We start from the raw sequence: 25,957 nt of genomic DNA on the forward strand, positions 1-25,957 counted from the left end.
AAAAAGCCAATTGACCAGTAAAAGTCTCATGACTCAAGACCAAGATTCACTCTGAATAAACCGCCTTCACTCTCTCCCGTAAATTATAGACACTGCTCATTACCTCGCCATAGGCTCCGGCACTTCGGATGGCAACCAGGTCGCCCCGCTCAATTTCAGGTAGTTGAATGCCTTTCTGAAAAGTGTCGGAGGTTTCGCAGATCGGGCCGACTACATCATAGGTTTGAACGGGTTTGTCTGAGGTGAGCACATCCACTCGGTGATTGGCCTGGTAGAGGGCAGGGCGGATCAATTCGGTCATCCCGGCATCAATCACGGCAAAGTTGGTGGTTACTCCCTCTTTGATGAAGAGCACTTTGGAGATCAAGCTTCCGCACTGACCCACAATACTCCGGCCCAGCTCAAAATGCACCTGCTGACCTTCGCGGAGCTCCAGATTTCGGTCGAACACCTCAAAAAAGGATTTGAAATCGGGAATGGGATTTTTATCCGGAAATTCATAATCGATTCCATAACCGCCGCCCACATTGATATGGTTAAGCCGGATTCCGTTTTTTTCGAAATGATCCTGCATTTCATTCACACGGTTGCAGAGATCCCTGAATGGCTGAAGGTCGGTAATCTGGGATCCGATATGGAAATGAATTCCGGTCAGGCTGATATTCTCCAGACCCGGCAGCATCTCAAACAGATTGGGCAGTTTGTCAGCGGTAATGCCAAACTTGTTTTCATGCAGCCCGGTGGTGATATACCTGTGGGTTTTGGCCTCAACATTCGGATTCAGCCGGATGGAAACGCTGGCGGTTTTTCCGCTCTTTTTGGCCAGACCGTTCAATACCTCCAGCTCCTGCAGCGATTCACAGTTAAACGAAAAAATGTTGTGATCCAGGCCTATCTGAATCTCCTCATCTGTTTTTCCCACACCGGCAAAAGCGAGCTGATCCCCGGTAAATCCGGCCTCAGTGGCCCGCTTGATCTCATTCCCGCTCACGCAGTCGATGCCCAAACCGTACTCGCGAATCACTCCCAGAATCGGCAGGTTGAAATTGGCCTTGATGGCAAAATGCACATGATATCCTTTTGAGAGTCCGTGTGTTTTGATCTCATCCAGCGTACGGCGGAGCAATCCGAGGTCGTAGTAGTAAAACGGGGTCTTCTGTGACTTAAATGTCTCTAAAGTTTGAGCGTCGAACATCTATATTTGTTGGTTCATAAAGAGCGATTATGATACGGAAAACTTTAATCAGTTTTCAGGTTGACAGGGTTCAGTGTGTCAGTATTCTGAAACTTCATAATTATACAGTTCAATTCCCGCCTGCTCGTACTCATCACCCGGCAGCCAGAAATATGCGGTATCTGCGTTTCCAACCAGGAATGACGCCATCACGAATGATCGGACATAAGCCGTTACATAGTCGTAGTTAATGGTCTCCGGTTCATCCGTCGGGCGATGATAGTACTGATTGATCTCGTCATCAAAAGCGGTGAGCCCCATGCTGTAGGTTGGCGACGGAATTCCGGCCCGGGCAAAATGAACATTATCAGATCGGTTAAAGAGATTCTGCTCCGGAACCGGATCGGGGATGGCTTCCAGCCCAAACGCTTCGGCAGAGGCTTTCAGATCTTCATCAGCTTCGGTACGCCCAAGACCAATTACCGTCACTTTGGTGGTATCATTATAGCCGGCTCCGTCAATATTCAGATTATAAACGGTTTGACTGAGTGGAATGGGCGGATTTTCAGCGTAGTATCCACTGCCTAAAAGTCCTTTCTCTTCGGCTGTCCACGCTGCAACGATCACCGATCGTTTGGGAGGATTTTGTGAAAGATATTTGGCCGCGGCCAGAATTCCTGCAGTTCCAACGGCATTGTCCCGCGCTCCGTTGTTTATGGTGTCCTCCTGCGATGGATCGCCAGTTGTTCCGGTATGGTCGTAATGAGCGGTCAGCAGCACGTATTCATCTTTCAGTTCCGGATCACTTCCTTCAATGATTCCAACCACATTGCGGCTGTAAAATCTCTCAGACTCCTCGCCGTGAACCGAAAGCATAACGGTTTCACCGCCAATACTGTTTAGAAATGTGGTTATATCTCCCTGCGTAGAGTTCATCCAAAAGTGGGGAATCGACTCCTCATCTGATGGACTCTCATCCTCACCGTTATCATCGAGTGAAAGCTGATCCCGGCTTAAAAATCCGGCCAGTGTCTGCCACGGCAGCTGTGGATTTTCATACAGCTCAATCAAACCGAGTCCGCCTGCTTCGGCAACCTGCGTCCGTTTCTGAGGTGATGCCTGGAATAGCTGTTGCGGGCTTTCCATTCCCGGGAGTCCGGCTTTTGCGATGACAATTTTACCCTGAAGATCATGCTCTGCAATTTCGTCCTCAGAAGCATATTCCAAAACGATAACTTCAGCTTCCTTATCTCCGCGGAACGGGCTAAGGGAGAGCAAGTGACGATTCATCGTAAACGTGGAGTCCAATACGCTCATCTGAACTGTTTCCGGTGTCCGGTTCATTCTGAAGGGGACATGCTGATAGAATCCATCAAGTCCCGGAGCAGATTTCATCCCATACTGCTGAAAACGGTTGGCGATGTAGCTGGATGCGATTTTGAGTTCCTGTGTGCCGGTATCACGTCCCAGAAATTCATCGGATGCTAAAAAATAGACGTCAAATTCGACATCACTTTTCAGGATGACCTGTTCAATATCAGACGGTGATGGGGTTTGTGCTGTAGCGCTTATCGCTGTAAATGAAAAGACGACGATGATTCCGAGAAGTATTCGTTTCATAAATATGGGAGTGTTTTGATTGAACGTTCAATTATGTTTTTCGACTGCATGGGATCTCATTTACGGAATAATGCTGAAAAAGTTCTCACCAACCCTGATGAGAATAGCAAAATTGGAGCGGTAAACAAATGAAACTGCAAAGTTTTGACAACTGTTATAATGTTTTTTTCATATCAAAGCGGTATTCTGTTTCCTTTCGATTACGCTTGTAACTGACTGTTTTCTATTGATGGACGAAATTTTTTCATATCCGCTGCCCTTTGAAGATCCGGTGATCATCTTTGCCCTGGTGATGCTCATCATTTTGCTGGCACCGATTGCGGCTAAAAAGCTGAAACTGCCGGCAATTGTTGGGCTGATTCTGGCCGGAACGATTGTAGGCCCGGGGCTCCTCGGGCTGATTGAGCGCGATTTCACAATCGAACTGCTGGGTACGGTCGGACTGCTCTACCTGATGTTTATGGCCGGCCTTTCACTCGATTTGATTCAGTTTGAGAAACTCAGAAATAAAAGCATCGGGTTTGGCCTGGTCTCTTTTCTGCTTCCACAGCTGGCCGCGCTTGCGGCGGGAGTCTACCTGCTCGATTACTCCATTGCAACATCCCTGCTGCTTGGTGCGATAGTTGGATCTCATACACTTCTGGCCTACCCGATTGCTGAGCGATTGGGGATTACTAAAAATGTGGGTGTGACCATGTCGATGGGGGGAACGCTGGTCACCGACACTCTCTCACTCGGAGTATTGGCTGTTGTGGCGGGTTCGGTGGGAGATAGCAGCGGACCGGGATATTGGACAGGATTCGCGGCTTCCGTGATCGCATTTGTTACGGTTTCCGTACTTCTGTTACCCCGCCTGGGACGATGGTTCTTCCGGAACGTGAAATCACGGGAGAATATGGACTACATTTTTCTTGTGGCCATTCTTTTCACCACAGCCTTTTTTGCAGAGCTTGCCGGACTGGCCCCGATCATTGGCGCGTTTTTGGCAGGCCTGCTATTAAACAGACTGGTTCCCCCCAGCGGTACTCTAATGAGCCGCGTGCAGTTTGTGGGAAATGCTCTCTTTATCCCATTTTTTCTGATCAGTGTTGGGATGCTGGTGGATGTGTCGGTTCTGGGAAGCCTGGACGTGTGGTTGAAAGCGATAATTTTCAGTGTACTGGTATTCGCGGGAAAGGGGATTGCTTCGCTTGGAATTACAAAGCTGTTCAAATTATCGAGAGAGGAGGGATTTGTTATTTACGGCCTCACTACACCGCAGTCTGCGGCTACGCTTGCGGTAACACTGATCGGTTACGATTTGGGCTTTTTCGATTCAACAGCGGTGAATGCCGTAGTTATTATGATTCTGATCACCTGCCTGGTTGGTCCGTGGCTGGTGGAAAAATATGGCCGTGAAGTTGCCACCCAGGAAGATAAAAAACCGTACAAATCATCCGAAGCTCCTCAACGGATTTTGGTCCCGCTGGCCAACCCCGAAACTTCCGACGCTCTGATGGATATTGCGTTTATGGTTCGCAATCAGAAAATGGATCAGCCACTTTATCCGCTGACTGTTGCGCGCGATGGGAGAGATTCCGAAGCTCAGGTTGCCCGTGGCGAGAAGATGCTGAGTCATGCCGTAATCCATGCGGCAGCTGCTGATGTACCGGTTATTCCGGTGACGCGCGTGGATTTTAATATTGCAAAGGGAATTGCAAGGGCGGTGAGTGAAATGCGAATTTCCAACATAATTATCGGTTGGAATGGCCAGATTTCTGCTAAGCAGAAGATTTTTGGGAGTATTTTGGATCAACTTCTGGAAGAGGTTCAGACCATGATTATGGTGAGCAAGATTGAGCGGCCTGTCAATACATCAAAAAGAATAGTGGTGGCGATACCGCCATTTTCAGAGTTTGAGCCCGGTTTTACGGAGGCCGTACGATCACTGAAATTAATGGCGGATCAGATCGGGGATGAACTCGTCATTGTGACAACCAAAGCCCGTCAAAGTTTTGTAAAACCGAAAGTGAATGACATTCAACCCGAACCGGATATCACTTTTGAGACGATTGAGAAGTGGGCTGATCTGCCGGCCTGGTACGATGGATTTAAAGATGAAGGAGATCTTTTTGTACTTGTGAGTGCCCGAGACGGTGCAATATCCTGGAGGCCGGGACTGGATCGCCTTCCCAGAGTGATTGCGCAGCGCTATCCCGAATTAAGTTTTATTACGGTCTATCCTGCTCAGGGACAGCCTCGGATGAACGCGGATTCTACCCAGCCGGAAAAACTGCAGTTACTGCAGAAGAAACGGATTAAAGTAGGACTGGATCAGGGAGAAGCCGAAGAGGTACTGGAACAGATCATCCACAAAGATCCGGCTTTCGACAACATTGACCTGAGCCGAATTACAAAACGTTTACTCAAAAACTCTGCCGACTATACACCGGAGGTTATGCCGGGAGTACTGCTGTATGAGGCTCACACATCAAAAGTGAAAGAGCAGCTTTTATTTCTTGGGGTCAGCCGGGAGGAACTGAATCTGAAGCAGGTAGCACATCCGGCACATGTTATCCTGATTTTACTCAGTCCAAAGACGTTCTCTGCAGATCGCCATCTGGAAGGGGTAAACGAGGTGGCTCAGCTTATTAAACCGGGAAAAAATCTCTTGAAAGTAAGGGAGGCGGAATCAGCAGAAAAAGTCTACCGTGCAGTGATGGAAACGGAATTGTAGATATTTCTGCTTACTGAGAATCCTGAATAAACAGATTTCAATAAATCAAAGTCTGTACGGTGGCTGATAAAACCGATAATTTTTAGTTTAAGCTAAACTATAGCTATTTTTGCCGTCAAACTTCAAAACACTTTAACCGGAACCGGTTTGCTATATGGACGTTTTTTCCGCAGCACCCCATCATGATATATTTCTACTTGTCTTTCAGGTAGGTGTTCTTTTGCTGGCAGCACGGGCTTTAGGTGAAGTATCCACAAGGCTTGGCCAACCATCCGTTATTGGCGAAATTTTGGCCGGGATTATTTTGGGTCCCTCGCTTTTGGCCGGTGTGTTTCCCGCTTTTGGAGAGCTTATTGTGCCTCAAACGGAAGTAAGGCCGCGAGAAATGTAGCAGAGCTGGCGTTTTATATTGCTAAATCAGATAGAAATAAGGAAGTATTAGCTCTGAATGTTATCATTGACGAACTGCGCCCTGTTTACAATACAAAAGAGAATTATGTTCAAAACAGAAACCTCTTTGCAAACGAATCCGTTAATGAGCTGAAAAGATTGGGTGATGCCTTTGATGTAAAAACAGAGGCGATGGTGCAAAAAGGCAAAAATATCGAAGACAAAATTACAGAGATTGCAAAGGAAAATATGATCGACCTGATTGTTGTAGGAACGAATATCAGGCCGGGAACAAATCGACTTTATCTCGGGCCGAGAGTGGAGAATATTATACAGATGGCCCCTTGTCCGGTCATTGTTTTTAATACCTAACTGTAAAATTAGTTATTACGGCTAATCAAGCCTTTATTCCGTATATAACAGTTTTAAATTCTTTCATTAAAGGGATAAATATCCAAAAAGAAATACTGTCTTGAAAAAGCATAAGCGACTCAAAAAAGACCTCAAACTATTTGATGTCTATGCCATAAGTACCGGAGCTATGTTTAGCTCGGGCTTTTTCCTGTTACCGGGACTTGCAGCGGCTCAAACCGGTCCTTCGGTTGTACTGGCCTATTTCGTAGCAGGAATCCTGATATTACCGGCCATGTTCAGCGTGGCGGAACTTTCCACGGCTATGCCAAGGGCGGGCGGCGCTTACTATTTTATAGACCGCAGCCTTGGGCCACTTTTTGGTACAGTGGGCGGTATGGGATCGTGGTTAGCACTTATATTTAAAAGTGCATTCGCGCTGATCGGTATGGGAGCATACATTGCCATCTTTATTGATCTGCCCATCACACCGGTTGCAATAGCTTTAACAATCTTTTTTGGTATCACCAATGTTGTAGGTGCCAAAGAGAGCAGCTGGCTGCAAAATGTAATGGTTGCCACCCTGGTGAGTATTCTTTTCTTCTACGTTTTTCAGGGCGCTTTTGCAGTTATTGATGTTGATTTTTTTGATGTAATGCGAGAGGAGTTCACACCCTTCTTTGAGTTTGGACCACAGGGATTTTTTGCAACGATTGGTTTTGTTTTTGTTTCGTATGCAGGGCTCACCAAGGTTGCAAGCGTCTCTGAAGAGGTGCAGGATCCCGACAGAAATATTCCTCTTGGCATGATGTTGTCGCTGGCAACGGCCACCTTTATTTATGTAGTCGGTGTGTTTATTATGGTGATGGTCCTGGAACCGGATGCACTTCACAAAGATTTGACTCCTGTGGCTACAGCCGGCGAACTGTTTTTGACCTGGTTGCCGGGTGAAACCGGCTTAATACTGGTAGTAATAGCAGCAATTGCGGCGTTTGCTTCAACAGCGAATGCCGGGATTATGTCTGCTGCACGCTATCCGCTGGCCATGGCGCGCGACGAGTTGATTCCTACCTATTTTTCAAAACTTGGTCGATTTGGAACACCAACCATTGCCACAGTAGCCACTACCATTCTGATGATTTTTCTTTTGGTCACTTTTAATGTTGAGGCTGTGGCGAAACTAGCCAGTGCATTTCAGCTGCTATTATTCGGGATATTGAATATTTCTGTGGTGGTAATGCGGGAAAGCAAAATTGAGGGGTACGATCCGGGATTTAAATCGCCTTGGTATCCCTGGATGCAGATTGCTGGATTCTTTATTTGCGTGTTCTTGATTGCCGAAATGGGATTGCTGTCTGTATTATTTACCGTAGCTATTGCCGCTATAAGCGTTGTGTGGTATTTCACTTACTCTAAAGAAAAAGTGGAGAGGGAAGGAGCTATTTATCACGTATATGCAAAGCTTGGGAAATATCAGCATGAGGGGCTTGAGCGGGAAATGAGAAGCATTATGCGCGAAAAAGGCTTAAGAAAAGAAGACCCTTACGAGAAAGCAGTTGGCCGTGCACTTGTACTGGATCTTTCAAGTGATCATAAAATTGGTGATATAACTGAAAAGGTAAGTAAAAAATTAGCTGATAGGGTTGACATATCTGCAGATACGATTTACTCACTTTTTGTCGAAGATTATCGAGAAGGTATTATTCCGGTTGGTCATGGGTGTGCCATAAAACATATACGTATTGATAAAGATATCGATACCGAGGTTGCTCTGATTCGTATTAAAGACGGACTCCCATTTGAGAATATAAACCTGGAGAGCCATCAAAAAGATCTTGACGAAAATTTAAACAGTCTGATCTACCTGATAAGCTCCACAAAAAGGTCGGGTCAACATCTTCGCATTTTAGCACACTTAGCCGAAATGATTGATACAATCGACTTTAGGGATAGATGGCTTGAAGCTAAAGATGAGGCTGAGTTGAGGGAAATACTGTTGCGGGATGAACGGTTTATAAATCTCAGAGTCAGTAAGGATGATCCCACAAAAGAGATGATAAACAAAAGAGTGAAAAACCTGGATCTTCCCGGAAGTACACTCATAACAGTTATTAAGCGTGGGGGAGAAATAATTTATGCCCACGGAAAAACCCGAATAGAAAATAATGACCGGCTCTCACTCATCGGTGATAAAGAGGATCTTAAGAAACTGAAAGAGAAGTATGAGATTGATTGACAGCTTTACCAATTAGGGAGGCTCTGAATCTTGTTGTATTTGGCATATTGCTGTAGCTGAGTTTAGTCTAAATCTGTATGGTTTCTCTGTTACGATGGCTTAAGTGTTGGACTCTTGATGTTTGATAAGTTACTTTTACAGTTGAAATTAAATTGCTGACTACCTAAAAATCTGAGCAATAATCAATGAAAGCGACGGCAATCCTCACCTGGATTAAAAACCAGTTGAACATCCTTGACTGGCTGCCGAATTACACTAAAAAAGATTTAGCGGGAGATCTGAAATCCGGAGCAACGGTTGGTGTTATTGAAATACCGCAGGCAATGGCATATGCCGTTATTGCCGGACTTTCTCCAATTTACGGTCTTTATGGCTCACTGATACCTCTCCTGATCTACCCGCTATTTGGAACCTCCCGTCACCTGGCACTGGGAATTGTAGCCACCGACATGATTATTATCGCGTCGGGTGCATCGATGGTGGCTGCGCCGGGGACAGATAAATATGTCACAGCCGTCTTGCTGCTCACAATGCTTGTCGGACTGGTTCATATCGCTATGTCGCTTTTTCGAATGGGTTTCCTGGTGAATCTGCTATCCAAACCCGTTATTTACGGTTTTATGGTTGCGGCTCCGATTATTATCGGGTTCAGTCAGATGGGAAATCTGATGGGTATTGAACTTGAGCGCACGCAGTATGTGGGAGTGCTTGCCATGCAGATCATCGATCAGATAGAGATGATTAACCCGGTGGCGCTGGCAATCGGGGCAGGCGGACTGGTTCTGCTTTTCGTTCTGCAAAAAATCAATCCGCTCTTTCCACGGGCTCTTTTGCTGATTGCCGGCGGTGGAGTTGCAGTCTGGTTTTTTAACCTGGAACGCTTCAATATTGATGTGATTGGCGTTGTCCCCGCCGGACTTCCGTCTTTTGAGCTGCATGAATTTACCAGGGAGGATATACGACTGCTGCTACCGACAGTTACTACGCTGGTACTCATTCAGTTGATGGCGATTATGTCGCTCGGTAAAACGTTTGGGAATAAGTACAAATATCCGATCGATCCCAACAAAGAGTTCTTCGCGCTTGGAATGGCCAATTTTGTAGGAAGCTTTTTCCAGAGTCCGCCAATATCGGGAAGTTTTTCGAGGACGGCGGTGAGCGATCAGGCCGGTACCCGAACTCCACTGTCTAATGTGGTAACGGCAATTATCATTGGGCTGACACTTCTCTTTTTAACTCCGCTCTTCTACTTTGTGCCGATGCCGGCTTTGGCGGCGGTAATTATTGCGGCAACCATCTCACTGCTGGATCTGAGCGAGCTGCGCTACCTGTTTAAAACCAAGCGTTCAGAAGCCTACATTGCAATATTCACTTTTTTATGCACGCTCATAATCGGTATTCAGGAGGGAATTTTACTGGGTATCGGGGCATCTCTCTTCTCAGTTCTCTATAGAACCAGCCGGCCGAATGTTGCTGTTCTGGGTCATATTGAAGGCTCACGTACGTTCAGGGATGTGGAAAGGAATAAAAAAGCTCAGCCTATTGATGAGCTGCTGATTCTCCGGTTTGATTCCTCTCTGGAATTCAGCAATGCCGACTACATCAAGGATTTTATAATTGATCACAGCGGTGAACAGAATAAACAGATTCGGGCTGTTGTGATTGATGCCAAAAGTATTAACGATATCGATACTACGGCAATTGAAATCCTGCAATCCGTAAGAGAGACCTTGGAGGAGTGGGACATTGAGCTCCATTTTGCAGGTTTGAAATCCCCGGTTCAAAAATTACTTACCAGATCGGGTTTGGCCAGAAAACTGGGCGGAACTCATTTTCACGAGAGCACCCATGATGCCATTACCTATCTGCTTGAAAAATGGGATCGTGAGGAAGAAGAGAAAGAAAGCGAAGATGAGAAAAATGGAGAAAATGGTACTTCAGAAAAGCCGCATCGCCTGAAAGACTATCTCAGTGATACGGACTGATTTCTGATATAATTCTATTTAAGCTCAGTTCGACATAATAATTTGAACAAAAGCCTCCCCTCATTCACAAGGAGGAGTTGGGAGTGGTTTTCATTCATTGCGAAAGGTTTATGGTTAGAAACTAGGCATCAGATTTTTTTGAACCTCCCCTAAATCCCCTCCTTGCAAAAGGAGGGGACTTTTCACATCCAAATTCAAAGTTTTTATCTCGAACTCACGTTATTTAAGCTTTTCAATAATCTCTTCAAGGGATAGAGATTGCTCTTCACTCTCTTTCATGTTGCGGAGTGTAAACTTGCCTTCCTTCAATTCGTTACTTCCAACGATCAAAGTATAGCGGGCATTTTCGCGGTTGGCGTCTTTCATCTGAGCTTTCATGGATCGTCCCATGTAATCCATGGTAGCTGAGAGATTGTTGGAACGCAGCAATGGGAGCTGTTTCAGTCCCCACTTTCGGGCTTCATCACCCAGGGTAACCACATAAACATCCACCTCTTTGGCAGTGCCGAGCTGAATATCCAGCTCTTCACACGCGATCATGAGACGCTCCATTCCGGCCGCAAAACCGACGGCAGGTGTGGGTTGTCCGCCAATCTCCTCCACAAGCAGATCGTACCGGCCACCGCCGGCCAATGCGTCCTGTGCACCTAAATCCGGACTGATCAATTCAAATGCCGTTTGTGTGTAGTAGTCCATTCCGCGAACAAGGTAAGGGTCTTCCTCGAACTCTATATCAAGATCCTGCAGGTATTCTTTTACCTTATTGTAGTGTGCAAGAGATTCCTCGCTTAGGTAGTCTGTAATTACCGGCGCTGATTCAATAAAGGGCTGATCCTCCTCTTCTTTGGAATCCAGGATACGAAGCGGGTTATTTTCATACCTTTTTTGAGAGACCTCACTTAGCTTATCAAAATTGGGTTTCAGGTGTGATTTTAGAGCCTCTTTATACTTCTCGCGACTTTCCGGATCTCCGATGGAGTTCAGCTTGAGCGTCGTATTCTTGATGCCCACTTTATTGTAGATGTGAATCATAAAGGCGATCACCTCCACATCAGCCACCGGATCGTCACTGCCAATTACCTCAGCGCCAAACTGGTGAAACTGTCGCTGACGCCCTTTTTGAGGACGCTCGGCACGAAACATCGGACCGATGTAGTAAAGCTTTTGTGAACCGCCACGCTGATCGAGATGGTTTTCTACGTACGACCGAACCACAGGAGCCGTCAATTCCGGGCGAAGAACATAGTTATCTTCACCGCGGCTGAATGAAAAGATCTCTTTGGATACGATATCGGTGAGCTGGCCCAATCCCCTTACGATCAGCTCGGTCTGCTCCATAATGGGAGTTCGAATTTCTTCCAGATTGAACTTCTCAGCTTCCTCACGGATCAGGTTTTCTAGATATTGCCATTTTCGAACATCATCGGGAAGGATATCCACCATTCCCAGGTGTGTGGTGTATTTCGGTTGCGCCATTCTTCAGTCGCGTTTACAGTGTTTTTATTATTTCGGTTCAAAGATAAGATTGATTTGGCAAAGATAGTAAGATTGATATTTGAAGTTTAAGGTGGAAAGGTAAAATCAAAAGCTAGCAATTTTTTTCTCGCAGAGTTAACCGCGGATTTACGCAGATTTTCTGCGAGAATCAGCGAAATTTTTCTGCGTATCTCTGCGAGAAATTAGTGTGGATTGATAATTGACCATAGCGACTAAGCTGAAATTTTCTATTTTGCCAATAAGGAAAATTCAACACTTACATTATGTTCAAAACGTTTATACTCTCAATTCTTTTCTCTCTGATATTTTTGAATGGTTACGCTCAAGACCGGGAACTTGTATACGAATCAGGTGGAGAACTGCCGCCGGAGAAATCATCCTATGATGTACACTTTTATGATCTGAATCTGAAACTGAATCCGGCAGACAGCACCGTATCGGGAAGCGTCGGAATCCATTTTGATGTGGTTCATCCCACAAACGTGATTGCTCTTGACCTGGATCCGCGGCTGGATATTGAAACGGTAAGCTGGATCGGTGACGAGAAAGAGCGGTCAGTACGGATAGAGAGATTTGAAAACTCCAAGACGTTCAACATCTATTTCCCGGAAACCCTGCAGCCGGGTCACAACACGTCGCTTGAAGTGGAATATTCGGGAAGACCGATAGTGGGAGAAAACCCACCCTGGGATGGTGGATTGGTCTGGGATCGAACACCATCCGGAGAGCCATGGGTAGGTGTTGCGGTTCAATCGATCGGAGCGTGGGTATGGTGGCCGAATAAAGATCATCCGACGGACAAAGCGGATTCCGTTGCCATTAACTTCATGATGCCTGAAAATCTGGTGGTTGCATCAAACGGCCGGTCCCGGGGTGAGACGGATCATGGCGACGGGTGGAAAACCTCACACTGGTTCGTATCAAGCCCAATCAACAACTACAATGTGACGGTAAATGCGGCTCCATATGAAACCATCAGCGAAACGTACATAAGCACTTCCGGCGATGAGATGGAGATCACATTCTGGATTCTGCCTGAGTTCAGGGAACAGGGTGAGGAACTCTTTCCGCAGTTTGCAGAGCAGATCCGGTTTTTGGAAGAGGTTGCGGGGCCGTATCCGTTCAGGGCTGATAAATATGGAGTAGCCCATGCACCGTACCTGGGAATGGAGCACCAAACCATTATAGCTTACGGAGCAAATTTTGAAAATGACAACCTGTTCGGACAAAATGCCGGGTTCGACGACCTGCACCAGCATGAGCTTGCTCACGAGTGGTGGGGGAACCTGGTTTCGGTTTGGGACTGGCGCGATTTCTGGATCCATGAGGGGATAGGGACCTACATGCAGCCGCTCTATGCTGAACATCTGAATGGTGAGGAGTCTTACAGGAAGATGATGGACTTTCTGCGAACACGAATTTCATCCGAACGAGCAGTCGCTCCGAGGGAGTCGATGACGTCGCAGGATATCAGAGAAGGAGAGCGCGGCGGGGATGTCTATTACAAAGGAGCATGGTTTATGCATACGCTGCGGTATGTTGTGGGAGATGATCATTTTTTTCAAATTTTAAGGCGATTTGCCTATCCAACCGAGGAGATGGAAAGTGTTACAACCGGTGCGCAGGTTCGCTACGCCACAACGGATGATTTGATGTATCTTGCACAGGATATCAGTGGGATGGAACTGGATTGGCTGTTTGAAGCTTATTTGCGCCATGCAGAACTGCCGGATTTAAATATAACGCGAGCCGGCCATCAGGTAGTGATGGAGTGGAGTGTCCCCGGGAAGATGAATTTCCCGATGCCTGTAGAGGTTCGTGTAAATAGTGAGTTGATAACGCTGGTACCTGAAAATAATCGGATCTCATTTGAGATACCCGAAAGCGCAAGTCTTGAGGTTGACCCGAACAATTGGATACTGAAAGAACTTTAAATAAAATGATACCCAAAACTTTAAATCAAAATACTATGAAATTACGCCTGATTTTATTGATGCTGATCATGGGTTTTGCAACAGCTTTGCAAGCTCAGCAAACCTATATTCATGCCGGAGCTTTATTTGACGGAACCGGTGAAGAGCTTCGTTCAAATGTTACGATTATAGTGGATGGAGACTCTATTGTAGATGTTCAGTCCGGATTTTTGGAACCAGATTCGCAGAGTAATCTGATTGACCTGAGTGATAAAACCGTATTGCCCGGATTGATTGATCTCCATGTCCACCTGGAAAATGAGACCGGACCGAATAACTACCTCGACAGATTTACGAAAAATCCCGAGGATGTGGCGTTTGAGTCAGCGGTTTATGCAAAGCGAACTCTGATGGCCGGATTTACAACGGTTCGTGACCTGGGCGGTTCAGGCGTAAACACCTCATTGAGGGATGCGATTGCGGCAGGTTATGTTGATGGCCCGCGAGTGATTAGCGTTGGTAAATCGTTGGCTACAACCGGCGGACATGCCGATCCAACCAACAGCTTTAAGAGAGATCTGATGGGTAATCCCGGACCGGAATCGGGTGTGGTGAACGGTGTGGCTGAAGCGCGCGAGGCGGTTCGTCAGAACTACAAGCTGGGTGTGGATCATATCAAAATTACGGCAACCGGCGGCGTATTGAGTGTGGCCAAATCAGGGCAAAACCCACAGTTTATGGATGATGAGCTGGAAGCGATCATTGAAACCGCGCGCGACTACGATATGCACGTTGCGGCTCACGCTCACGGAAAAGAGGGTATGCTTCGGGCGGTCAAAGCCGGAGTACATACCATTGAGCATGGTACCTACATGGATGAGGAAGTGATGCAGGCAATGGTTGATAATGGCACCTACTACGTGCCTACGATTACTGCCGGTAAATTTGTTGCCGAAAAAGCGGAAGTGGAGGGTTACTATCCGCCGCTTGTAGTGCCAAAGGCCAGGGAAATTGGTCCGCTTATCCAAAATACATTCGGTGAAGCGTATAAATTTGGAGTCAAGATTGCATTTGGAACGGATGCCGGCGTGTTTTATCACGGAGACAATGCCAAGGAGTTTGGCTATATGGTAGAAGTGGGAATGCCGGAGGCTGAGGCATTATTAAGTGCAACTCAAACCGCATCTGTTGTTTTAGGTCTCGAAGATCAAATAGGCAGCGTGGAATCCGGCAAGCTTGCGGATTTGATCGCTGTGGATGGAAATCCCCTAACAGATATTACAATATTGGAAAGTGTGCAATTTGTTATGAAGAAGGGAGTAGTGTACAAAAACGAGTAGATCTGAGTTTTTAAATTATCATATGAAATAGAAAAAGCCCGGCGATAAAACCGGGCTTTTCTTTTTTAGTTGATCGAATGTTTGTCTTAATCACCAAAAAGTGATTTCAGAAATTTACGATGTTTTTCCTGGTTCTTCTGAACCAGAAGGGGCACACCAAAAGCGTAATCTACGATCTTATCTGTAAAATCGTGACTGACCAGGCTGTTTAACGTTTTAGATTTCAATGAGATGATGATGAAATCAATTTGATCTCCCACAACCTGACTGTACACCTCATCTGCAATCTTGCCTTTTCTGTGCAGTGTAAGTTCAAATTTAATCTTATCTGAGATACCGTTATCGTTCTTAAACTTCTGCATCTTCTTCTCAACTTTTTGATCCATCTCTCTTTTTTCTTCTTCAGAAAGTGAGTATGGGAAAAATTGTGCACGATATCTGTAAATATGTTGTGCAGTTACGTTCTCGCTGTTTACAAGTCCTGAGGCAGTCTGAATAGATTTAGCAGACTCTTCTGAGAAGTCGACGGGTACCAGAACTTTCTCCATGTTGTACCGGCTGTTTTCCGGAACAAAGAGAACGGATGCCGAGACATATCTCAAAATTCTCTTAGGAATGACGCCTTCACCTGTATATCCAATTTTTTTACCCATCAGAATCAGGTCGGGCTCCAGGGAATTGGTCACATCGATAATCTGATCTGTAGGTTTACCTTGTTTGATAACAATTCTAATTTCAATAGAATTATCATCAAAATGGCCACTCACTTTTTCCTTAAGTTCATTCCGGATTAAGTCCAGAAACTCCTCTTCAGTCTCCAATTCCGGGAACTGCTCCACAATTTCCAAGGCAGTTGGGCCGGATTCGATCGTGTGGAAAAAGGTGATGGTTTTAGGTTTTACAACGGATGTTAAAAATGCCGTGTACCCGATCAATACTTCATCCATATCGGACAGATCGAGGCATGCCAGCCAGTGTTTTGAATTAATCATAATGTCCTCACTTCGATTGTCTTTGTTTTTGAATAGCGTTCATTACAAGATCCCTGTAGGATTTCCGCTCTTTATCGCGATCTTTGCGCTGCAGATCCTCATGTTCTTGTTGCAGGCCTTGTTGTAAACTGTAGCACATCACAAGCAGAACAATTACAAATGGAAGACCGGTACTTATAGCACCAGCCTGCAGTGCTGTAAGTCCGCCACCAACCAACAGTACGGCAGCGACAACTCCCTCAGTGGAAGCCCAGAAAATTCTCTGACCTACCGGAGCATCCAGTTTACCGCCACTTGTTAATCCATCAATAACTAATGAGCCTGAGTCAGATGAAGTAACAAAGAAACTCATTACAAGGATAATGGCAAGGAAGGATGTAATAGTCGCCCATGGGAACTGGTCAAGCAAAATAAATAGTGATGTTGTTTGATCCGCCTCAACTGCTGATGCAATTTCAGCAAGTCCGTTTGTTTCAAGAAAAATCGCACTTCCGCCGAAAGCACTCATCCACAGGAATGTGATAAGAGTCGGCACAATCAATACGCCGAGTACAAACTGCTTTACAGTTCGTCCCCTCGAAATACGGGCAATAAACATTCCCACGTAGGGTGACCATGAAATCCACCAGGCCCAATAGAAAACGGTCCAGGAAGACATAAAAGAACCCTCTTCATAAGACTGGGTCCAAAATGCAAAAGATGGGAAGTTTTGTGCGTAATGTCCCAAATTTTGAATAAAGGAGCTAAGTATAAAGAATGTCGGACCAACAACAAGGATAAAAAGTAGAAAGAGACCTGCAATACGGATGTTGAACTCACTCAAAACTTTAACTCCCTTGTCAATACCAAGTACAACAGAAATTGTAGCAATTGCTGTTACACCGACAATGATTATGACTTGAAGCATAGTTGTATTTTCAAGCCCAAACACATACTCCATACCGGCTCCTGCTTGCGAAGCTCCAAGACCAAGTGAGGTAGCTAAGCCAAATAGTGTGGCCAGAACTGCTAAAACGTCAATAACATCCCCAATCCACCCGTTAATGCGATCGCCTAATAATGGATAAAAGACCGATCGAAAAGAGAGGGGTAGTTTTCTGTTAAAAGCAAAGAAAGCGAGTGCAAGTGCCACGATAGCATAAACTGCCCATGCGTGAAGACCCCAATGCAGAAAAGTAACTCCCATAGCATCGCGAGTCGCTTCAACAGTTCCAGCTTCGGCGTGCGGCGGATAGAGAAGGTGCCACATTGGCTCAGCTACTGAAAAGAACATAAGTCCTATCCCCATTCCGGCACTAAATAACATGGCAAACCATTCCATAGTGCTAAAATCCGGCTCGGCATCTTCGCCACCCAACCGAATATTTCCATACTTGCTAAATGCGAAGTAGAGTGCGAAACCAATGAAGATGTTTACGGCTATCACAAATAGCCAACTCGCCCATTCTGTAATACCTGATTGAATAGCGCTGAATGTATTTTCGGCCGCCTCACCTGCAATTAAGGTTCCGGCAATTAGAAGTGTAATCAATATTACAGATGGCCAAAATACAGGTTTATGTATATCAAAATATCGATTAATACCGGTTTTTTTTGACTCCGGTCTGTCATCTTGTCCTCGTAATGCCATACGTATTTCACCTATTATTTAAAGTTAAAGTGCTCAGCGGCCGATAATAGAAATTTTGAGCGTTTGAAGAAGATATGATCACATCTTCAAATGGATCAGCCGCTAAACACAGTCAGGATAGTGATTTAATCTGTGGATTAGAAGTAGAATCCGATATTGATATTAAATCGGATATTATACTCGGATTCTCCCAGTCCGAGATCCTCGTGACCGGGTCCAACACCCACGCCAAAGCTATCCGTCAGCCAGGGTTGATTGACTCCCTGTGCTATATCGAAATAGGTGAATACGGGTCCGGCTGAAACCAGAAATCCGGTGATATTTTGAATGGTGTGTTCAAAATTGTCATCCAATGTTAAATTATCACCTGTTGCTCTTGTAGTCGTTCCTTCACCGGTAGTGTTACTCATATAACTGAAGTCGTTATAGAAGTTGAGATTGGTGATCGGTCCCCAATCTACATCATAGGAGTAAGATAGTCCCAGAGTAGCAATCCATGCATCCGTGGATACCTCGTACGGAATTCCATAGGCTCCCATATATACCGTGCTAAGATCGGTTCCTGAGTTATCAGCTACATCCATACCGTAGTAAAGAAACTGAGGTTTGATGTTGATATTACCCATGTTATAGTCGGCATGTACGGCAAATGCATATTGACTGTCCATTTCATCACGGGCCGAGTTGTAGAGTTGTCCATATTGAATGGATGCACCCACTTCGCCATTATCAAGCTGATAGGCTCCCCGAACATTAAATTGGTTTCTTTCAGTAAGTGAAGCATTTCCACCGGGTACTACGTCATACGCATAACGTCCGGAACCACCGCTTCCAAAATTGCCGGTACCGCCAACGGGTCCCTCAGGATCGGCTTGGAAAAAATAGGCAAAATCCCACTGCATGTTATTTGTAGTCTTGGTGAACTTCACACCCATATCGTGATCATCCTCGAGGCCAACATAGTAGGGAAGGCTGAACCACCAGTTGTTTGAGTTGTACTGCAGATTACCAAACGGTACCTGCGTTACACCAAGCTGCATTTGAGTCTGTTCGGTGAAATTGTATTCCAACCAACCCTGCTTTATAAAATGCGTTCCGAATGTAGGATAGAATCTGTATTCGAAATTTAATCCAATTCCGCCTGGGTTATCGTATAAGACATTAACTCTCCAGGTATCCATCGTGAATTGAGAGCTTTGAGCATCTATGTCACTCTCATAGCTGGTAAGCAGCATATTATACCGAAGAGCGCCACCTACGTGTAGCGATGATTCATCATCAGATTGCGCTTCCGCAAGAAAAAGCAATCCGGTGAATAAGGTGAAAATAACACCTATCAAAAAAGTTGTAATCAGTTTATATAAACCTCTCATGTGTAATTGTTTAGTTAGTATTTGTTTTGGTCAGTTATACTTAAAGAAAGGGAATTGATGTTGTATAATTCCAATTATTTAGGGCTTTTGGAATTGTTTACAGCTAAAGTATTGTTCAATGATCGTTTACAATTATTTTTAAACCTTAAATCGAACTAATGAATACCCTTATATGGTACAGAAATGATCTCAGAATCGAAGATCACGAGCCATTTGTGCGAGCGTCAGAGGAAGGCCGAGTAGCTGCACTTTACTGCTTCGACCCCAGACAGTTCAAGGAATTGGATTATGGGTTTAGGAAAACGGATTCTTTACGAGCTCAGTTTTTAATTGAATCCATTCAAACGCTGCGGAAAAAACTAAGAGAGGTGGGAGGAGAATTAATGGTCAGATTCGGAAAGCCTGAAGAGATTATTCCTGATTTGGTTGAAGAGCTTGAAATAGATCAGCTTTACTACCATAGAGAAGTTACGCCGGAAGAGATCCTGGTAGAAGATAGTGTTCAAAACTCAGTAGAAATACGTAGTGAAGGTTATTGGGGACATGAAATGTATCATCCCGACGATTTGCCGTTTTCGCTGGATAATATTCCCGGTGTGTTCACGCAGTTCAGAAAAAAAGTGGAGAAGAAAGGTGAGGTTCGAAAACCTCTGCCTGTTCCTGAAAAGGTGGACTTCGTTGACATCAATAAACCGGGTGAAATACCGGATTTGAATGATTTGGGTTTAGAGAATAAAGCCCCGGATGACCGAGCCGTACTCAATTTTAAGGGAGGAGAGGATGAGGCTTGGAAGCGTCTGAATCATTACTTTTTTGAAAGTGACGAGCTTCGAAATTATAAATTTAAACGAAATGGTCTGTTGGGGGCAGATTTTTCATCCAAGTTTTCTCCGTGGCTGGCCAATGGATCTATCTCGGCACGATCGATTCATGATCAGGTTGAGAAATATGAGAAAGAAGTACATAAAAATGTATCCACGTATTGGATGAAGTTTGAGCTGATCTGGCGGGACTATTTCCGATACTCAGCACGGAAACACGGAGCTAAGATCTTTAAGCTGGGCGGCATTCAGGAGAAAGACCTGGACAAACAAACGGATGATACTCTATTCGAAAAATGGAAAGAGGGAGAAACCGGGATTCCTTTTATTGATGCGAATATGCGGGAGCTGAAGCTGACCGGATATATGAGCAATCGCGGCCGGCAAAATGTGGCGAGCTTTCTGGCACAGAATCTCAATTTTGACTGGCGCTGGGGTGCCGCCTGGTTTGAGTCTCAGCTGCTCGATTATGATGTGTGCAGCAACTGGGGAAACTGGGCGTATAATTCAACCGTGGGACACGATCCCCGAAACCGGTATTTCAACATTGTGGGTCAGGCACAAAAATACGACTCTGATGGGGAGTATGTCCGCCACTGGCTGCCGGAGCTGCAATATGTGCCGGATGAGTTTGTCCATGAGCCGTGGAAGATGAGTGAGGATCAGCAAAAGCTGAATGAGTGTATACTCGGGGAGGATTATCCCAAGCCCATGATTGATCTGGAAGCGAGCTATGAGGAGATTAAGAAGCGGGGGTAAATCACATCCTGTAAGATCAATAACTTACACTTAGTCTTTTAACTTGAATATGTTTTCCTGAAAACTTACTATGGGTGATGCTTAAATCAGGAAAACAAATAGCACCTGAGTTTATCAGGTTGTTTTTACTCGAGAAAGTTCGTTCACTCTCATTTGGAAGAGACGTTGTTTCTGCTCTGCTGATGTTTATTTTTATTGGATTTTTACTGTTCTATCTGGTAGGGCTGGCCGTCTTTCTTGGGCTGATTTTGAAGAATTTGTTTGAGGTTCAGGATGTGCCGTCGTTCCTAAATGAGGGCGCGGTATTTTACCTGCTTGCAGAATTTTTGATTCGCTTTACATTTCAAAAGAAGCCGCTTTTTGATCTCAATAGCTTTCTCCACCTGCCCATTAAAAAATCCGGGATAATTCACTATTTGCTGGCGCGATCCCTTTTTTCGCCCTTTTCCCTTCTGGTGATAATCCTTTTCGTGCCGGTTACTATTTCTGATATCAACCCGGTTTATGGCCCGCTCTATTCGTCATTGTGGATTGCCACTCTATTCTTTTTAAGCATCGCCATGCATAATCTTGTGCTTTGGCTAAAAGAGGTGAATGATGAACGATTTATAGGTACAGTGTCAGTTTTTACTATAACCGTTGCGCCTTTTCTTTTGCTTTACTTTGATGTCATCAATCTCGGTGAAATTACCGCTCCTTTTTTTAATCTCTCTTTATTGGGACCTGTTCCGCTGATCGTAAGCATTGTTGTTTGTATTAGTTTGTTATATGTTCGTCTACCGGCGATATCTCGGTAAAGCTTATCTTGACAGTGTCACAAAGCAGAGTTTTGCTTTTATGAGCGGTGCCGGCAGAGATCTCTTCAGCCGATTTGGTGTGGCAGGCACTTACGCCGATATGGAGCTGAAATTGATCCTGCGCCATAAAAAAAGTCGTGGTTATCTCATATTATCATTTGTAGCCATATTCTATGGGTTTTTTATGTATAGTACAGAGGGACCAGTGATGGAAGCTTCCGCAGTCTATCTTTTTGTGGGTATACTTATTATCTCCGTCTTCTTCATTAATTACGGTCAGTTTTTTCTGAGCTGGAACGCCAACTCATTTGATTATTTCATGGTTAAGCAAAACGGGCTTGAGGCGCTTGTTCGCGGGAAGCTACTGCTTCTAATTGTTTTCATTCTCTTTTTGTATCTACTCTCTCTTCCATATGTATATTTCGGTTGGCAGATCGTGATATTTCACACGGTGGCTCTTCTTTACAGTGTAGGAATTGGTATTCATGTTATTGTAAGGTTGTCGCTTTGGGAACCTAAGCCGATGGACATTAATAAAGGAGCAATGTTCAACTACGAAGGCATCGGGTTCGCACAGTTTCTAATGGGCATTCCGTTTTTTCTACTTCCATATGTTATTTATGCTCCTGTAAGCATTCTGTTTGATTCCTACTCGGCAATGGCTGCTGTAGGGCTTTTTGGACTTACAGGAATCATCTTTTATGAAAAGATAGTCTCATACAACGTTAGACAATTACAGGCCAGGCGCCATAAAATATCATCATCATTCAGGCAGGGAACATGATAAAAGTTGAGAATTTAAAAAAGATGTACGGATCCGATGAGGCTCTGAATATCACGGAACTTATGATTGATAAGTCGGAGTGTTTTGGACTTGTAGGCAACAACGGTGCAGGCAAAACAACGCTCTTTCGTCTGATTTTGGATCTTATCCGTGCATCTTCAGGCAAGGTTACTATCAACGGGGAAGATGTAACAAAGACGGAGGAATGGAAAACTTATGTCCGTTGCTATCTGGACGAACACATGCTGCTCTCCTTTCTTTCTCCGTCAGAGTACTTCGAAACACTCAGGAAGATTTTTGGGTTGAGTGAGCAGGATATGGAGAACCACCTTGAAAAGTTTTCTCCGCTGTTTAATGAAGAGATTCTTGGAAAGAAAAAGTATATCCGGGATCTCTCGAAAGGAAACATCAAAAAAGTAGGTATTGCTGCTGCATTCATGGGAGCTCCATCTGTAGTACTGCTCGATGAACCGTTTGAAAATCTGGACCCGACGTCTCAGAACCGGCTCAAAAAAATTATTACGGATGAGCGCGAAATAAACGGCACTACATTTCTTATTTCAAGTCACGATCTGATTCATGTGACTGATATCTGTAACCGAATCATTCTTCTCGAAAAAGGCCATGTGCTACGAGATCTCAAGGATGAAAAAGAGGTGATGGCCGGCGCCCTGGCTGATTATTTTGACCGGTGATTAAAGGATATCTCTCGACTTCAATCTTCTCCGCTTCCGCTTCGAAGATTTTCGCTCGAGATGACAGACTGTATAATCCCCTCTCGAGAGGGGAAAAGCGCAAACGAAACGGCGAAGCCGGGTGAGTTTAGCGAGGGGTGTGTTGCATACGTTGATCTGGAGAAGAACAGGTTTTCCGTTTCACGGCCTTATTCGAACACACCCCTGAATTACAAAACCAACGCTTCGCGCTGTTTTGTGATTCGGTCCCCTCTCGAGAGGGGATTTCGAAGCCTTTAAAATGTTTTTGCTTGCAATCTGTCACTGGTAGCACAGTGAGGAGCGTCAGCGACGAATGGAGCCGAGACATCTCCTCTTGAAAGGCACGGAATTATAATATGAAGATCTCTCGATGCGTTTGCCTCTGCATGCCTTTTTTACAAATGCCCCTGTCTTCTCGACCGATCGAACATAGAGAGAGTGGAGAGATCTCCATTCGGATGGCAATGAGCAAATACAGCTAGATTATCTTTTGAAAAACAAGTAGCCTACCCCCGACAGGTTTTCAATTAAAAAAATTTCTTTAATTAAGACTACATTGTAATCGGAATCAATTATCATTTAAAAAATTAAATCATGGCAAAAAAGGAAGTGAAAGATTTTACTGTCAATGGAAAGAAAATCACTTGTCCGATTTGTGAGCACGATCAGTTTTGGACGCGCAGAACGTTAATGAACACGCGAGGAGCCAGTTTCTTCAGTTTCGATTGGTTGAACCGGGATGCGATTAATAAAATCTGCGACAACTGCGGATATGTGTATTGGTTTTACCGGGATAGATTGGATGAATAATGATTTTGGTAAAGATTATTTAAATTTAAAAATGCAGCTGAAATGAAAAGAGAGATCAAACGAGTTTTAACTATCACCGCATTTGCCTTTTCTGCACTTATACTGATTGTGATAATCAATCAGCTCATTCAGTTTGCAAACTATTTGGGAGACATTCACCCGGTGTTTGGACAGATCTCACTGGTGGTTTTTTTGTTGATTGCTGCAACTGCAATTTTTGCTCCGATTTGGCTTTATATCAAACTTCCCGACAGGCTGATTCCTCCTGAATCTGATGAAGGTGCAGATTTCGATCACTACATCAAAGAGCTATCCGGGCGATTGAGCAAGAATCCTATTGTTAAGATGGATCAGGTGTCCGGCGTGGATGATGTTAAGGAGGCAATAAGATTATTGAATAAAGAATCTGACAAATCGATTAAGCGAACTGCAAACCGGGCGTTTATTACCACGGCTATTTCGCAAAACGGTGCGCTGGATGCACTCTTTATACTGGGGCTCCAGTTTCGTCTGATCTGGGAAATTGCCCATATCTATGCTCAGCGCCCGACGATCAAGGATTTGAGCTATTTATACACGAATGTGATGGTGACCGCATTTATAGCCAGCAGCATAGATGAGGCGGAGTATTACGAAATTGTTGAATCATCCATGTCGCAGGGGATTGGCTCGGTACTCTCATTTGTACCCGGAACCTCGATGGTCATTAATTCGGTGATTACCGGAAGCTCGAATGCGTTTTTGACCTTGAGGGTGGGGAAAGTTGCACAGCAGTATTGCGGTACGCTGGTTAAAAAACGCCGGCAGTCGATACGGAATTCAGCAACGGCGGAGGCCGCTAAAATGCTGGCGGGAATTGTGTATAATGGAACTAAGATTGTAGTAAACCATATTGGCAAGGCCCCGTTGAGACTGGCTTCCAAACCGTTTCGGAGAGGAAAAAAAGATCAGGAAGAGTAGTTGCTAACCAGCCGGTCGGCGGAATCAGTTGGGTTATTGTGTTGCTCTTCGGGGTTGCGTACCTACGGCACGCTGATTAAATGGGCATGGTCCATTGCGTTTCTACCCATATTACGTCCCTAACGGGACGTGGGATTGAGCTCAACCCGAAGTATCTTAGACAGAGCATTATAAACCGAGTGTTGTACCGATAGGCTAAATTATTGAGTTCCACATGGATATTGGCCAATTAAGATGTAGGGAATTCAATATCGAAACTGTCCCGCTAGGGACAGCATATGGGTAGAAAAAACCATCACCATTCATTCTCAAGCACCGCAGGTGCGACTCTGTTGGATTGCGTACCTACGGCACGCTGATTAAATGGGCATGGTTCATTGCGTTTCTACCCATGTTACGTCCCTAACGGGACGTGGGATTGAGCTCAACCCGAAGTATCTTAGACAGAGCATTATAAACCGAGTGTTGTACCGATAGGCCAAATTATTGAGTTCCACATGGAGTTTGGCCAATGAAGATGTAGAGAATTTAATATCGAAACTGTCCCGCTAGGGAAAGCAGATGGGTAGAAAAAATCATCTCCATTCATCCTCAAGCACCGCAGGTGCGACTCAATCGAAATTGTGACCCCGCCGGGACTCGAACCCAGATCTAAAGCTTAGGAGGCTTTCGTTCTATCCTGTTGAACTACGGAGTCATTTTTACCGCAGAGGCGCAAAGGCTGTGGAGAGGGTTTAAATTTCTGGCCTCTTGAGCGTTAGTGAGTCGTTTTTGCAATCAATAGCTTTGTTTTAAATGCAATATCAAGTGAATCATTAAAAAGCTGTTTACGATGATAAAATCAATTACAGAACACCATACACAACACTCCGCGCACTTTGCGCCCTTGCGGTAAATGGAGCCGGAGATCGGATTTGAACCGACGACCTATTCTTTACGAGAGAATTGCTCTACCCCTGAGCTACTCCGGCTTTTGTGAGTGCTTAAGATAACAAGAATTAGGAGTTTAGAACAAGAGTCAGAAAACAATCAATATGGTACGAGAATGTTGCGTACCTACGGCACGCTGATTAAGTGGGAATGGCTCATTTTG

General features: G+C 44.9%; 19 protein-coding genes and 2 tRNA genes. 13 read left to right on the forward strand and 8 right to left on the reverse strand.

The features are described from left to right. Nucleotides 1-46: 46 nt before the first annotated feature. Nucleotides 47-1,195 (reverse strand): diaminopimelate decarboxylase, encoded by a 1,149-nt coding sequence (lysA, locus tag U5K35_RS08520; protein WP_322571035.1) that lies wholly within the window; start codon nt 1,193-1,195, stop codon nt 47-49. Nucleotides 1,196-1,273: 78 nt separating this feature from the next. Beyond that, nucleotides 1,274-2,794, reverse strand: coding sequence for a M28 family peptidase (locus U5K35_RS08525; protein WP_322571036.1), 1,521 nt, complete (start codon nt 2,792-2,794; stop codon nt 1,274-1,276). Nucleotides 2,795-3,023: 229 nt separating this feature from the next. Here U5K35_RS08525 and U5K35_RS08530 point away from each other — a divergent pair, with 229 nt between their 5' ends. The 5 genes from U5K35_RS08530 (at nt 3,024) to U5K35_RS08550 (ending at nt 10,472) form a co-directional block, all read left to right on the forward strand. Further along, nucleotides 3,024-5,510 carry a cation:proton antiporter gene (locus U5K35_RS08530; RefSeq protein WP_322571037.1) on the forward strand — a complete coding sequence of 829 codons (2,487 nt, stop codon included), beginning with the start codon at nt 3,024-3,026 and terminating at the stop codon, nt 5,508-5,510. A 154-nt stretch (nt 5,511-5,664) separates the two neighbouring features. Beyond that, nucleotides 5,665-5,901 (forward strand): hypothetical protein, encoded by a 237-nt coding sequence (locus U5K35_RS08535; protein WP_322571038.1) that lies wholly within the window; start codon nt 5,665-5,667, stop codon nt 5,899-5,901. Between the two features lie 17 nt (nt 5,902-5,918). Beyond that, a complete protein-coding gene (locus U5K35_RS08540) occupies nt 5,919-6,272 on the forward strand; it encodes a universal stress protein (RefSeq protein WP_322571758.1) in 354 nt (117 codons plus the stop codon). 100 nt (nt 6,273-6,372) lie between these two features. Continuing rightward, nucleotides 6,373-8,487, forward strand: coding sequence for an amino acid permease (locus U5K35_RS08545; protein ID WP_322571039.1), 2,115 nt, complete (start codon nt 6,373-6,375; stop codon nt 8,485-8,487). A 185-nt stretch (nt 8,488-8,672) separates the two neighbouring features. Continuing rightward, the gene (locus U5K35_RS08550; protein WP_322571040.1) at nt 8,673-10,472 is read left to right on the forward strand and encodes a SulP family inorganic anion transporter; all 1,800 of its coding nucleotides are present in this window, start codon (nt 8,673-8,675) and stop codon (nt 10,470-10,472) included. Nucleotides 10,473-10,691: 219 nt separating this feature from the next. Here U5K35_RS08550 and hisS read toward each other — a convergent pair whose 3' ends face one another. Continuing rightward, the gene (gene hisS, locus U5K35_RS08555) at nt 10,692-11,948 is read right to left on the reverse strand and encodes a histidine--tRNA ligase (protein WP_322571041.1); all 1,257 of its coding nucleotides are present in this window, start codon (nt 11,946-11,948) and stop codon (nt 10,692-10,694) included. Nucleotides 11,949-12,232: 284 nt separating this feature from the next. Between hisS and U5K35_RS08560 the strand changes: the two genes are divergently transcribed. Beyond that, on the forward strand, nt 12,233-13,903 hold the full coding sequence (locus tag U5K35_RS08560; RefSeq protein WP_322571042.1) for a M1 family metallopeptidase: 1,671 nt from the start codon (nt 12,233-12,235) through the stop codon (nt 13,901-13,903). 35 nt (nt 13,904-13,938) lie between these two features. Then, entirely contained in the window at nt 13,939-15,222 is a 1,284-nt protein-coding gene (locus U5K35_RS08565; protein ID WP_322571043.1) for an amidohydrolase family protein, read from the forward strand. 86 nt (nt 15,223-15,308) lie between these two features. On the opposite strand, the gene U5K35_RS08570 is transcribed toward U5K35_RS08565, so the two are convergent. From U5K35_RS08570 to U5K35_RS08580, 3 genes are all read right to left on the reverse strand, one after another. Then, nucleotides 15,309-16,214, reverse strand: a complete 906-nt coding sequence (locus U5K35_RS08570; RefSeq protein ID WP_322571044.1) for a universal stress protein — start codon at nt 16,212-16,214, stop codon at nt 15,309-15,311. A 7-nt stretch (nt 16,215-16,221) separates the two neighbouring features. Beyond that, the gene (locus tag U5K35_RS08575; RefSeq protein ID WP_322571045.1) at nt 16,222-17,844 is read right to left on the reverse strand and encodes a BCCT family transporter; all 1,623 of its coding nucleotides are present in this window, start codon (nt 17,842-17,844) and stop codon (nt 16,222-16,224) included. A gap of 137 nt (nt 17,845-17,981) precedes the next feature. Beyond that, the gene (locus U5K35_RS08580) at nt 17,982-19,217 is read right to left on the reverse strand and encodes a hypothetical protein (RefSeq protein WP_322571046.1); all 1,236 of its coding nucleotides are present in this window, start codon (nt 19,215-19,217) and stop codon (nt 17,982-17,984) included. 158 nt (nt 19,218-19,375) lie between these two features. Between U5K35_RS08580 and U5K35_RS08585 the strand changes: the two genes are divergently transcribed. The 6 genes from U5K35_RS08585 (at nt 19,376) to U5K35_RS08610 (ending at nt 24,864) form a co-directional block, all read left to right on the forward strand. Beyond that, complete coding sequence (locus U5K35_RS08585; protein WP_322571047.1) at nt 19,376-20,797, forward strand: DASH family cryptochrome; 1,422 nt, start codon at nt 19,376-19,378, stop codon at nt 20,795-20,797. 77 nt (nt 20,798-20,874) lie between these two features. Next, nucleotides 20,875-21,594 carry a DUF5687 family protein gene (locus U5K35_RS08590; RefSeq protein WP_322571048.1) on the forward strand — a complete coding sequence of 240 codons (720 nt, stop codon included), beginning with the start codon at nt 20,875-20,877 and terminating at the stop codon, nt 21,592-21,594. Beyond that, the gene (locus U5K35_RS08595) at nt 21,566-22,378 is read left to right on the forward strand and encodes a DUF5687 family protein (protein ID WP_322571049.1); all 813 of its coding nucleotides are present in this window, start codon (nt 21,566-21,568) and stop codon (nt 22,376-22,378) included. The genes U5K35_RS08590 and U5K35_RS08595 overlap by 29 nt, the downstream gene beginning before the upstream one ends. Then, nucleotides 22,375-23,073 carry an ABC transporter ATP-binding protein gene (locus U5K35_RS08600; RefSeq protein WP_322571050.1) on the forward strand — a complete coding sequence of 233 codons (699 nt, stop codon included), beginning with the start codon at nt 22,375-22,377 and terminating at the stop codon, nt 23,071-23,073. Before U5K35_RS08595 ends, U5K35_RS08600 begins: the two co-directional genes overlap by 4 nt. A 615-nt stretch (nt 23,074-23,688) precedes the next feature. Then, nucleotides 23,689-23,904: a hypothetical protein gene (locus tag U5K35_RS08605; protein WP_322571051.1), complete on the forward strand. Its 216-nt coding sequence runs from the start codon at nt 23,689-23,691 to the stop codon at nt 23,902-23,904. Between the two features lie 42 nt (nt 23,905-23,946). Continuing rightward, nucleotides 23,947-24,864 carry a DUF697 domain-containing protein gene (locus U5K35_RS08610; RefSeq protein WP_322571052.1) on the forward strand — a complete coding sequence of 306 codons (918 nt, stop codon included), beginning with the start codon at nt 23,947-23,949 and terminating at the stop codon, nt 24,862-24,864. Between the two features lie 624 nt (nt 24,865-25,488). Here the strand turns inward: U5K35_RS08610 and U5K35_RS08615 are convergent. Continuing rightward, nucleotides 25,489-25,561, reverse strand: a tRNA-Arg gene (locus U5K35_RS08615). Nucleotides 25,562-25,760: 199 nt separating this feature from the next. Further along, nucleotides 25,761-25,835 (reverse strand) — tRNA-Thr (locus U5K35_RS08620). Nucleotides 25,836-25,957: the final 122 nt, after the last annotated feature.

Origin of the sequence: Rhodohalobacter sp. (assembly GCF_034521535.1) — a bacterium.
Classification (GTDB): Bacteria; Bacteroidota; Rhodothermia; order Balneolales; family Balneolaceae; genus Rhodohalobacter.

What these genes read in the sequence shown, in the direction of transcription:
- U5K35_RS08580 (WP_322571046.1), bottom strand. Translation starts at nt 19,217, where the DNA reads ATGAGAGGTTTATATAAACTGATTACAACTTTTTTGATAGGTGTTATT.
- U5K35_RS08600 (WP_322571050.1), top strand. Translation starts at nt 22,375, where the DNA reads ATGATAAAAGTTGAGAATTTAAAAAAGATGTACGGATCCGATGAGGCT.
- U5K35_RS08595 (WP_322571049.1), top strand. Translation starts at nt 21,566, where the DNA reads ATGTTCGTCTACCGGCGATATCTCGGTAAAGCTTATCTTGACAGTGTC.
- U5K35_RS08550 (WP_322571040.1), top strand. Translation starts at nt 8,673, where the DNA reads ATGAAAGCGACGGCAATCCTCACCTGGATTAAAAACCAGTTGAACATC.
- U5K35_RS08535 (WP_322571038.1), top strand. Translation starts at nt 5,665, where the DNA reads ATGGACGTTTTTTCCGCAGCACCCCATCATGATATATTTCTACTTGTC.
- U5K35_RS08570 (WP_322571044.1), bottom strand. Translation starts at nt 16,214, where the DNA reads ATGATTAATTCAAAACACTGGCTGGCATGCCTCGATCTGTCCGATATG.
- U5K35_RS08590 (WP_322571048.1), top strand. Translation starts at nt 20,875, where the DNA reads ATGCTTAAATCAGGAAAACAAATAGCACCTGAGTTTATCAGGTTGTTT.
- hisS (WP_322571041.1), bottom strand. Translation starts at nt 11,948, where the DNA reads ATGGCGCAACCGAAATACACCACACACCTGGGAATGGTGGATATCCTT.
- U5K35_RS08560 (WP_322571042.1), top strand. Translation starts at nt 12,233, where the DNA reads ATGTTCAAAACGTTTATACTCTCAATTCTTTTCTCTCTGATATTTTTG.
- lysA (WP_322571035.1), bottom strand. Translation starts at nt 1,195, where the DNA reads ATGTTCGACGCTCAAACTTTAGAGACATTTAAGTCACAGAAGACCCCG.
- U5K35_RS08565 (WP_322571043.1), top strand. Translation starts at nt 13,939, where the DNA reads ATGAAATTACGCCTGATTTTATTGATGCTGATCATGGGTTTTGCAACA.
- U5K35_RS08575 (WP_322571045.1), bottom strand. Translation starts at nt 17,844, where the DNA reads ATGGCATTACGAGGACAAGATGACAGACCGGAGTCAAAAAAAACCGGT.
- U5K35_RS08525 (WP_322571036.1), bottom strand. Translation starts at nt 2,794, where the DNA reads ATGAAACGAATACTTCTCGGAATCATCGTCGTCTTTTCATTTACAGCG.
- U5K35_RS08585 (WP_322571047.1), top strand. Translation starts at nt 19,376, where the DNA reads ATGAATACCCTTATATGGTACAGAAATGATCTCAGAATCGAAGATCAC.
- U5K35_RS08530 (WP_322571037.1), top strand. Translation starts at nt 3,024, where the DNA reads ATGGACGAAATTTTTTCATATCCGCTGCCCTTTGAAGATCCGGTGATC.
- U5K35_RS08605 (WP_322571051.1), top strand. Translation starts at nt 23,689, where the DNA reads ATGGCAAAAAAGGAAGTGAAAGATTTTACTGTCAATGGAAAGAAAATC.
- U5K35_RS08610 (WP_322571052.1), top strand. Translation starts at nt 23,947, where the DNA reads ATGAAAAGAGAGATCAAACGAGTTTTAACTATCACCGCATTTGCCTTT.